The following is a 9,935-nucleotide window of genomic DNA, read 5'->3' as shown; positions in this document are numbered from 1 at the left end:
AAGACAGGCATCTCCTCCTTTTGTGGCTTCATGTACTCCTCGAGGTTCTTATCTATGAGGAATGCGTACTTATTTGCGTGCTCGGCTAGTTGGTCAATTGGGATCTCGGCATTGATCAATTTGCTAATCGCCTTAACCAGCTTTAGTGCTGCTGTTACGTCAGGTCCGTATTGACCAACCGTCTGGTTAAGTATTGCAAGCAGGTCCTTATGATTGGCGATTTTGCCACTCATTAACAACCTATTTATTGTTGTTAAGACCTTGGACTCGGCTAGCAATAGGACGCCGTTTATGTTCCTCGACAACACGGCATCGAGGAATACGGCTTCAATACCTGTTATCGTGGCTTCCTTCAGCGGCTCAAAGCCGAGACTTTTGTACTCATCCACATGTGCCTCCTCGCTCACGAAGTACACCGTATCTAGCTCCTTCTCGCCGAGTAGTGATGTTGATGTTAAGCACGCAACCCTGTTAATTCCATTATCCTCGGCCCAATCGAGCACCTTATTCACAAATTGCCTATAGGTGCCTGGTGTTACTGGTACGTGCTGCCTAATGACCACTAGGGCGTGGTCCTTATCATAAAACAGTAGGTAGGGGAGCTTGGCCGCGCCATTTATTACTGTAATCACTGGCACAAGGTTCCTGGGCTTTATTGAGCCAATCTCCTCCATCTTTAGCACCTCAACCAGATATTCGATGCTAACTATCGAGGCTAAGCTTGGTTCTGGGCATGCCATCACGAGTGTGTTCCTTGGGTCTCTGGGTATGGTTTTGATCTTTACGTCGAACGTTACTTGTGATGACACATGATCAGAATCTTAATGTTTTTATAAGGCTTTGCTTCAGGGTTATCAATGCCTGTGATAAGCCTAGGTAATAAGGTCCCGAGGATTGGTAGGGGCGTCTTCATTGCAAGCACGGCTTATGTGATTGGTGATGTAACTATCGGCGATAATGTGAGCCTATGGCCTTTCGTCGTGGTCAGGGGTGATGAGGACTCCGTGCTCATTGATAAGGACTCGAATGTGCAGGATGGAACTGTCATACACACGGACGCTGGTTTTCCTGTTAGGATTGGACGCGGTGTGACCATTGGGCATAGGGCTATTGTGCATGGGGCCACCATAGAGGATGAGGTGATAGTGGGTATGGGTGCCATAATACTCAATGGCGCCGTTGTTGGTAGTGGGAGCATAATTGGTGCGGGTGCGGTTGTTACCCAGGGAACCAGGATACCGCCAAACAGCATAGCGGTTGGTGTTCCTGCCAAGGTTATTAGGCAGGCGACGGAGGAGGATAGGGAGTACATAAGGAATAACTATATCGCCTACCTAAGGCTGGTGAAGCTATACACAGACAATGGAGTTGACCTCTAGGTCATGTTAATTATGAGAAAATGCGTCTTAATAATAACAGATGGTGTTGATGGGATAACTGGACCAATAAGGGTTGCCTACCTATTAGGTAAACACCTAGTTGATGTGGGTTTTATTGTAGAATTGATGGCGCCGTATGTAGAACCACAGGTTGAGACCGAGTTCGTAAATGCCGGGTTTAGGGTTAAGGAGCTAGGTCTCAAACCACCTATCGGTGGCGGATTAGGGCATCTGTGGCTTTGGATGAGGAATGCGCTATTCAAGATTCACGATATTGACTTGGGCGATTGCATGAGTATAAACTTATCATTTGAGCTCCACATAAAATCCACAATATTCTATGCCCAAGGCTATGTACGTGACCTACTGAGCGATCTAGTGAGAGAATTCCCTAGGCACTATAGGGTGGCTTACAGGCTTTCGTTACCGATAATCAAGAAAGCCGATGCCAACTACCACAAGGCTCTATCGAGTTCGACGTTTGTGGTAGCGAATTCAAAGTATTCTGTGGAGATGGTAATGAGAAGGGGTGCCCAGGTGCACGGTATTATAAACCCACCAATAGATACTTCCTTCTTCAAGCCCGTAACCAACCCAAGTAATGACTATGTCTTAACATACGTGGGCAAGGAGACCCAATTCAACGTGTTAAGGAGAATTGCCGATCACGGCATTAAGATTGTTGCCTTCGGCTCCAAGGTTGCTTGGATGCCTAGGTGGTTCACTAAACATAGCAATATTGACTATAGAGGTCGGGTTAGCGATGACGAACTAACCAAGCTATACGCAAATGCCAGGTTCACGGTGTTCCCATTTATTCATGAGCCATTCGGTTATGTCCCTGTGGAATCCATGGCGTGTGGAACGCCGGTGCTTACGTACAATAAGCAGGGCCCTGGGGAGACTGTTATAAACAATGAGACGGGTTGGTTGGTGGATACGCCTGAAGATTTAGTTAATATGGCAATCAAGCTTTGGCACGATGGTTACCCAGAGCATATGAGAGTTAGGGCTAGGGAGAGGGCTCTAATGTATGATGAGAGTGTTGTGATGATGGCCTGGATGGATTTGATAAGGAGGATTATTGGGCAATAAATAAAAAGCATCAATTTATCAAACCATGATGAGCAAGTTGGAGTTCCATTTTGGTACTGATGGCGTTCGTGGCGTTATTGATGAGGATTTTACGGAATACCTCGTCGCCACCCTGGCCGAGTCGACAATTAGGTATTGGTCTCGTAGGTATGGGTTGAGGCATTTGTTGGTTGGTTTTGATGCCAGGAGGAAGTCCCAGGACTTTGCCAGGATAGTCACCAGCGTGGCTCTTAATCATGGCATTGACGTTGTCATGGTTAACAGACCTACCCCGACTCCTGTTGTTGCTTGGTTTGGTTTTCGTTTTGGTTTTGATTTGGTGATCCAGATCACGGCTAGTCATAATCCGCCCGTTTACAATGGCTTCAAGGTAATAAGCCGAATAGGGGCACCAGCCCAGGAAGAAGACACAAACCAAATAGAAAAAACATACCAAGAAGAGGCGGAGGATATAGCCAGGAGCGTCAGAGATCTTGAGTTAAGGCCTGTACCAACAGTTGACCCAGCTCCCGAATACATAAATTACGTTATTGACAGCGTCACGAAAATGTTCAAGCCAAGGAGGAGGTTTAAGGTGATCGTTGACCCAATATACGCAACATCGATAGGCTACACGAGCGAGATATTGAAGAGGCTTGGTATGGACGTTGTCGAAATACACAGTAATTACGACCCAAGCTTCGGAGGTAGGGATCCAAACCCAGAGCCCCAGAACATACCCGAGCTTATCCAGGAAGTGACGGGTGGCAAATACGAGGTTGGCATTTCACATGACGGCGATTCAGATAGGATAGCACTGGTGGACCAGAGGCACGGGTACTTAAGCGCCAATGATATATTACCAATAGTTGTTGAGAGGCTTGCGTCAGCATCCATGATCAAGAAGGGTATTGTTAGGACAGTGTCGACAACGCACATACTCGATAGGATAGCGGCTAAGTATGGCTTCAAGGTTGTTGAGGTTCCCGTCGGTGTTAAGTACGTCGCGAGGGCTATACTCAATGGTGAGGTTGACATGGGTGGTGAGGAGAGTGGTGGACTTGTTTACTCATGGCACATACCTGACAAGGACGGTATATACACGGCATCGCTAATAATAGCCATGGCCTCCGAGTACGGTGACTTAACGGGCCTCATCGACGATGTGAGGGGCAAGTATGGTAGGGCGTATTTCAAGAGGGTTGATATTGATATGAGGAACTCCAAGATGTTCGTTAACGAGAATAGGGAAGCATTAGCCAACGCATTCAGTGCGCTCGGTTCTAACCCAAGGCTCATCACAATCGATGGCGTCAAGGTCGTGTATGACGATGGCTCCTGGCTACTGATTAGGGGTAGTGGTACTGAGCCAAAGCTTAGGATATACAGTGAAGCCCTGAGCATGGGTAGGGTTGAGGAATTAATTAATAAGGCGGTGGAGATTGTGAATAGGTTACCTAAGCCGTAAGTGCCTTCACCGACTTCTCCCTAATCTCCTTAATAAAAGTCTCATTAATCCTCGACAGCGTCTCAGCGAGTAACCTGGCGGCGTTTAAGGCATCATTTATGTTAAGCAATTCCACGGGACTATGCACATACCTGGTTGGTATGGAGATCGTGGTTGCGGGTATACCGTCCTTCCTAAAGGCAATGCCCAAGGCATCAGTGGTTCCGCCGATCAACACCTCGAGCTGGTACGGTATCTTCAGCTCCTCAGCGACCGAAACAAGGAAACCCGTTAGCTTGGGATGGGCAATAAATACATTGCCCCTGCCACCATCCATAACCTTTATAGCCGGTCCCTTACCAATCCTCGTAACATACTCCCTCTCACCAACACCAGGTACGTCAGCCGCTATTGTCGTATCCAGGGCAATCGCTAAATCGGGATATACCCTATCGGCAGCCACCTGGGCACCCCTCAAACCAACCTCCTCCTGGACCGTGGCAACGAAATAAGCGGTGACCTCGGTCTCCCTCAACTGCCTAGCTGCCCAAAGCATCACCGCAAGGCCAACCCTATCATCAAAGGCTTTACCGGTCACCACATTCTCATTGAGTACCTCGAACTCCCTATCAAGCACTGCAACAGAACCTACGTTAATACCCAGCTTCCTAACCTCCTCGTCGCTCGATGCACCGACATCGATGAATAAATCCTTAAGCTCAGGGGCCTCCCTCTCCTTACCAGGTGGTGTCACGTGAGGAGGTCTACTCCCAATGACGCCCTTGACCTTCTTACCATTTGATGCCTTAATAATGACCCTCTGCCCAACTAACGTGACTTCATTCCAACCACCAATGGCTCTAAACCTCAGGAATCCGTTCTTATCAATGTTATCAATTAGCAACCCGATCTCATCCATGTGGGCGGCGACCATGGCTTTGAGGTCTCTTTGTTTACCGTACTTGATACCGATAACATTACCCCACCTATCAATGAATAACTCATCAACGTACGGATTCAATTCATCAATTACCAAGTCCCTAACCTCATCCTCGAACCCTGATGGTCCAAACGCTTCCGAGAGTTTCTTGAGTAACTGAATGAATTCCCGTGCAGACATGTTGAAAAACTTGAGGTCATTAATTAAAATAAGCATTACTGACCAAGTGAATTGGCGACCCTCGAGTATACCCTTAGCAGTTTCAGGCCTGCTTCAATGCCCATACCAACGCCAGGTATGTTAAGGCTTCTCAGGAAGTCCTCAACCTCTCTCTCATGCCCAATACCAATCATGGGAATCGCGTACGTAAACACTCTCGATAAAACTCCCGGATCTCCATAAGCTTCGATGAAGAGTTTGTAGTTGCTTATCAACCACTTAATGTTCAAATCCCTAACGTACGGATTACCCGCACCAACAATAAATAACTGGATATCCTGTCTCTTAACCTCACCCGAGGTCAGGAAGTCAAGGACCTTCGCGTACTCATCAACCCTCGGTGTACTGAGCATCGCCGACAACACCCTAACCCTATCCTCATCAGTGCTCACCGCCCTATACACAGACTTAAGTACATCGAAGGGTCTATCACCGACAACAGCATATGCATTGGCAACAGCACGCCTCATTATGGGCTTAAGGTTTGTATAATTAGTGATTTCGCCGGCTATGGATCTTGCGAAGGTCTCATCAACCAGGGCGCGTCTAGCTAACACAAGTTCCCTAACGTCATCCAAACCAACCAACCCCTCTAGCCCTTTACTCTGAGCCCTAAGGTACTCAATAAACGCGTCCTTAACAGCGTTAGGACTTATTGAGTAGAGTGTGCCTAACTGCATGGTTATCGTAGACGTCAATAGGTAATTAACGGTGTTTGCTAATGAACGAATAAGGCTGAGGTATTCACTAAGGCTGATGGATCCCTGAAGTAGGTGTAGGTACGCATCATTAATCACACTCCACCTCTCGAAATGATTAATTGCGTTACTCAACGCCGTTGAGAAGTCATTACCATAATTGACATGGTAATAACCAACACCATCAACATTAAGGAACATGGGTTGCGATTCATTGAGTACTGTGGAATCACCCTCCATCAACGCCCTCCTGACCTCACCATTGACCCTATAGACTATGGGTACCGGCCAAGAATCACTAACGTTACCATTAAGTAAAAACCTGTACTGCCTCAATCCAACCCCATCACCACGCCTCTCGACAGTGATGACCGGATGCCCAGGCTTGTCAACCCAAGCCTTCATAACCCTCATGATAGGCTTACCACTAACCTCCTCAATACTCCTCCAAAGATCATCCTCACTGGCATTTGAGTAGGAGAACCTCCTCAGATAATTGCCAAGGCCCCTCCTGAAGTCCTCCTCACCCACATAGCCCTCGAGCATCCTCAGTAGCGATGCACCCTTACCATAACTAATATCGTCAAATATTTCGAAAGCCTCCTCCTCACTCCTTATAGGCACATGGACAGGGTGTGTACTCATCAATGAATCCCTAAGCATTGATCCTGTGGTTTCATCGGCAAGAAACCGATACCAAACACCCCAATCTGGGAATAATCTGTCCAACGCCTTATAGCTCATGAATGTTGCAAATGATTCATTGAGCCAGAGGTCATCCCACCACCTCATGGTAACCAGGTCACCAAACCATTGGTGAGCAATCTCGTGAGCCACAACCTCAGCAACACGCCTCCTAGTCAACTCAGTACTGCCCTTACCAACCAATATTGCCGCCTCCCTAAAGGTTATGGCACCCCAATTCTCCATAGCCCCAGCCGCAAACTCAGGCACGTGGATTAGGTGAAGCTTAGGTAGCATGTAGGGTATACCAAAGTAATCGCTGTAGAAGTTAAGGACCCTCTTAGCAACGTCAAGGGCAAAGGCACCATCATTAACCCTATCCCTCAACGGTGTGGCGAAAACAACATCGACATTGCCAACCCTATCCCTGAGCTCAAAGAACTTACCAATACCAAGGTAAAGCAGGTAGGTAGACATCCTCGGAATCTCGGCGAACTCAAAGACCTTCCAACCTCCGTCCCAGTACACCCGAGTTGGCGGTGTGTTAAATAGTACGTCGTAATCCCCATCAACCCAAACCCTAACCCTGAACCTAGCCTTGGCAGTTGGGTTATCAATGCATGGTATGAAGTACCTGGCACCAGTCGGTTCAAATTGGGTGGTCACTATATACCCACCAGGATATGGAGCCCTATAGATACCCAACAACCTATCCGGAACTTTACCTTCAAACTGCACCTCAACAACACCATCAACAGGCCCCCTAACCCTCAAAACCCTACCATCATAATTATAATCAACAACTACACCATTAACCCTAACAGACCTTATACTCAACTCAACGGCATTAAGAAGCAAATCCCCACCAGACCTAACGTGAATCCTCACAACCCCACTATACAACAACTCCCTAAATTTAACGTACAAATCAACCTCATACAAATCAACACCCACATCCCGAGACATTATTATCCAACACAACGCAATGCGAATATAAACTTAATGGTACCTGGTGCCGGGGCCGGGATTTGAACCCGGGCCCCCTTGCGGGGACAGGATTGCTTGTTTTTGATCTCAAGTCCTGCGCCTTGGACCTGGCTCGGCCACCCCGGCTTGTGGTAATTGTCTTCACCGTTATTTATGCTTTTCTCCGTAGGTGTAGGGCTTGATTGTGGTTTCTTTTATTTCTGATACAGCTTTCCTTAGTAATATATTAGGTGCGTCCTGTTTCTTAGTCACTTTGATTGTTTGAGGCTTGGCGTGATAACATATCTTAGGTTATAAGTATTACAATGAGTTAAAAATGAGTTAATAGTAAATTCATTTATTGCAAATTCTGCATCATCGATACATCAATGCCGGGTATCGTCACCAAGTGGTAGTGAAGTGCATTTCGGTCTTTGAGTACCAGGCACGACTTATCTAGCTTACATAGTGGTCAACCTCACGTGGAACTTTAAGCTAAATGGCGCGGCAGTGAGGTTGTTTGTTTTTTGGTTTGTTGCGATTTATTAGTACCCTATGCATAAGCTATTGGGTTATGCTTACTCCTTCGTTGCCTTTGACTTGGCTTTGGTGTCGTATTCGTAGTCCTTGAATTCACTGGGTGTTTATGTTGGTTATTGTGGTTGGGTTTCGTTATTCTTCGATCATTGCTGTTAGTGTTATTTGTATTGCCTTTAGTTTTTCGTATTCCTCTTCCATGCCGTATCTCAGTGATTTGATCATGTATTTTACGGCTTTGTTTCTTAGTCTTCTTATGTATTCATTGCCCTTTGGATTGATTAGTCCCTTCTTTACCTTATCTATCACGTCCATTGATTCCTTTATTAATTCGTCAATCTCTATTTTCAATCCCATTTGTGCCGTATCCACATGCTCCTCAATTGCCTTTTTGTTTATGTTTACGTTTAGGAATATTGGTTGTGTTATGACCTTTGGTTCGGGCTTGATCAGTTTATACTTGCCCATTATGTACCCAGCCACGAGGTACCTAAGGAGTTCCGAAACCCCATCCAACCCCTCCCTCTCTGCGAGTTTTACCAGTAATTCCTTGACCGACTTGTGAACCCTAACCGAAACAACAGCTCCATCCCTCTCGGGTGCCCTGAATAGGTCCTCATACCTTATTGGTACGTCATCAACGACAAAGACCTCGCTCATCAAGTATGTCATTACCTAGGGCTTAAATTTAGGGATGGTTTATTTTACGTGTGTAATACATGCTTTATTACGCCGCAATTCCTAATTGATTGCTTTTTAAATCCTCAGCAGGTTTATGTAGTTCACAAGGACATCGCTATTTATCGTAGTCTTAATGACATCAATAGCATTATCGAGCATCTCATTTAGGAGTTTCCTGGCGGTATTTATTGATGCATTGATGTCGCCATTATTTCTGCTCAATATCTTCACTATATTTACCTCATCATCAACTAAGGTGGGGTTCTTAACGTCAATATTTAGGTAATCGATCAGGTCATCCCTAATCTGGAAGGCGAGACCTACAAATCTACCAACATCTCTAATTTTACGTATAACATCGCCATCCTTAACACCCACTGAGTAAGCTCCCACAATCATTGATGACTCTATTAGCGATGCAGTCTTATAATAAATGAGCTTGAGGTAGTCATCAAGTGTTACGTGATCCTTACCTCCAAGTTCCATTTCGAGGTTCTGCCCCACAGCCAACTTAACGGATGAGTTAAGTAGCTCAAATACTATGTCATTATCTCCGCTCTTTACGGCAAGCTCCACAGCCTTAGCTATTATTAAGTCGCTAGCCAGCATCGTAGTGTGTGAACCGAATAAACTATAGGGCGTCTGCACGCCCCTCCTTATCCTTTGTTCATCCATTATATCATCCTGAAGAAGTGAGGCTATGTGGATGAGCTCCACGGAGGCTGCCGGCAATATTGATTTCTCGAATGATGAGCCATTGCCAAGTGCGTATGCCACAAGTAGGGTGAGTGTTGGTCTTATTAATTTACCTCTATTCCTTATGTAGTGGTACGTTGCATTCATCAGTTTTTCAGGCATCCATATGCCATCGAATGAGTGATTGAGTGTTTCAATGACTCTAGTAAGCATTTTCCTGACTTCGATCGGCAGTAACTCCATGTACTTACTTGGGTTTAATACAGCCATTTAATTCAAACACAACTAACCTGATGCCCTTATAAATACTACATGTGCGTTAAGGATAATAGTCTAATCAATGGCTGGCTAATCAGGAATTTTATGAGCGTGTTAGACCTCATTGATGAGAGAGTCGCTTCGTAGATAGAATCCCTAATCACCCTTTTTGACAATTTAATAGCCCTCTCCATGGCATCCCTGCTCATCAATAGTGGATCACCAATCCTCCTAAAGAGGAGCATCCTATCCATCAAAGGCCTAAAGACCCTATTCATAGACGCCGAGTAATCCCCATCACGAATTAGGGCCTCGCCAAGCAGGTGTGCAGTAATCATTGCCGGGTTAATGCCAGC

The 9,935-nt window shown here is 46.0% G+C and carries 8 protein-coding genes, 1 tRNA gene and 1 pseudogene; 3 read left to right on the top strand and 7 right to left on the bottom strand.

From position 1 onward, the window contains the following. The coding region (locus B7L70_RS10625; RefSeq protein WP_081228104.1) for a proteasome assembly chaperone family protein at positions 1-740 on the bottom strand (740 nt) is incomplete at its 3' end. Between the two features lie 117 nt (positions 741-857). On the opposite strand from B7L70_RS10625, the gene B7L70_RS10620 reads away from it, so the two are divergent. Genes B7L70_RS10620 through B7L70_RS10610 form a run of 3 tightly spaced genes read left to right on the top strand, consistent with a single transcriptional unit; the run spans position 858 to position 3,921 of the window. Further along, positions 858-1,379 carry a gamma carbonic anhydrase family protein gene (locus tag B7L70_RS10620; protein WP_081228101.1) on the top strand — a complete coding sequence of 174 codons (522 nt, stop codon included), beginning with the start codon at positions 858-860 and terminating at the stop codon, positions 1,377-1,379. 12 nt (positions 1,380-1,391) lie between these two features. After that, positions 1,392-2,474 carry a glycosyltransferase family 4 protein gene (locus tag B7L70_RS10615; RefSeq protein ID WP_081228098.1) on the top strand — a complete coding sequence of 361 codons (1,083 nt, stop codon included), beginning with the start codon at positions 1,392-1,394 and terminating at the stop codon, positions 2,472-2,474. A gap of 28 nt (positions 2,475-2,502) precedes the next feature. Then, the gene (locus B7L70_RS10610; RefSeq protein WP_238376211.1) at positions 2,503-3,921 is read left to right on the top strand and encodes a phosphoglucomutase/phosphomannomutase family protein; all 1,419 of its coding nucleotides are present in this window, start codon (positions 2,503-2,505) and stop codon (positions 3,919-3,921) included. On the opposite strand, the gene B7L70_RS10605 is transcribed toward B7L70_RS10610, so the two are convergent. The 6 genes and pseudogenes from B7L70_RS10605 to B7L70_RS13550 all read right to left on the bottom strand — a co-directional run. Continuing rightward, positions 3,911-5,020 carry a M42 family metallopeptidase gene (locus B7L70_RS10605; protein WP_081228093.1) on the bottom strand — a complete coding sequence of 370 codons (1,110 nt, stop codon included), beginning with the start codon at positions 5,018-5,020 and terminating at the stop codon, positions 3,911-3,913. The two genes, B7L70_RS10610 and B7L70_RS10605, sit on opposite strands and share 11 nt — an antisense overlap. 35 nt (positions 5,021-5,055) lie before the next feature. Further along, entirely contained in the window at positions 5,056-7,407 is a 2,352-nt protein-coding gene (locus tag B7L70_RS10600) for a M1 family metallopeptidase (RefSeq protein ID WP_081228091.1), read from the bottom strand. Between the two features lie 44 nt (positions 7,408-7,451). Next, positions 7,452-7,554 (bottom strand) — tRNA-Ser (locus B7L70_RS10595). 525 nt (positions 7,555-8,079) lie between these two features. Then, a complete protein-coding gene (locus tag B7L70_RS10590; protein WP_081228088.1) occupies positions 8,080-8,604 on the bottom strand; it encodes a CopG family transcriptional regulator in 525 nt (174 codons plus the stop codon). Between the two features lie 96 nt (positions 8,605-8,700). Beyond that, positions 8,701-9,591: a polyprenyl synthetase family protein gene (locus B7L70_RS10585; protein WP_081228085.1), complete on the bottom strand. Its 891-nt coding sequence runs from the start codon at positions 9,589-9,591 to the stop codon at positions 8,701-8,703. Positions 9,592-9,629: 38 nt separating this feature from the next. Then, positions 9,630-9,935: pseudogene (locus B7L70_RS13550) on the bottom strand (NAD(P)/FAD-dependent oxidoreductase); the annotation flags it as partial.

This window comes from Vulcanisaeta sp. EB80 (assembly GCF_002078205.2).
The sequence above is the reverse complement of the archived record's forward strand: the minus strand, read 5'-3'. Positions and strand labels throughout refer to the sequence as shown.

What these genes read in the sequence shown, in the direction of transcription:
- B7L70_RS10590 (WP_081228088.1), bottom strand. Translation starts at nt 8,604, where the DNA reads ATGAGCGAGGTCTTTGTCGTTGATGACGTACCAATAAGGTATGAGGAC.
- B7L70_RS10605 (WP_081228093.1), bottom strand. Translation starts at nt 5,020, where the DNA reads ATGTCTGCACGGGAATTCATTCAGTTACTCAAGAAACTCTCGGAAGCG.
- B7L70_RS10615 (WP_081228098.1), top strand. Translation starts at nt 1,392, where the DNA reads ATGAGAAAATGCGTCTTAATAATAACAGATGGTGTTGATGGGATAACT.
- B7L70_RS10600 (WP_081228091.1), bottom strand. Translation starts at nt 7,407, where the DNA reads ATGTCTCGGGATGTGGGTGTTGATTTGTATGAGGTTGATTTGTACGTT.
- B7L70_RS10620 (WP_081228101.1), top strand. Translation starts at nt 858, where the DNA reads ATGCCTGTGATAAGCCTAGGTAATAAGGTCCCGAGGATTGGTAGGGGC.
- B7L70_RS10585 (WP_081228085.1), bottom strand. Translation starts at nt 9,591, where the DNA reads ATGGCTGTATTAAACCCAAGTAAGTACATGGAGTTACTGCCGATCGAA.
- B7L70_RS10610 (WP_238376211.1), top strand. Translation starts at nt 2,503, where the DNA reads ATGAGCAAGTTGGAGTTCCATTTTGGTACTGATGGCGTTCGTGGCGTT.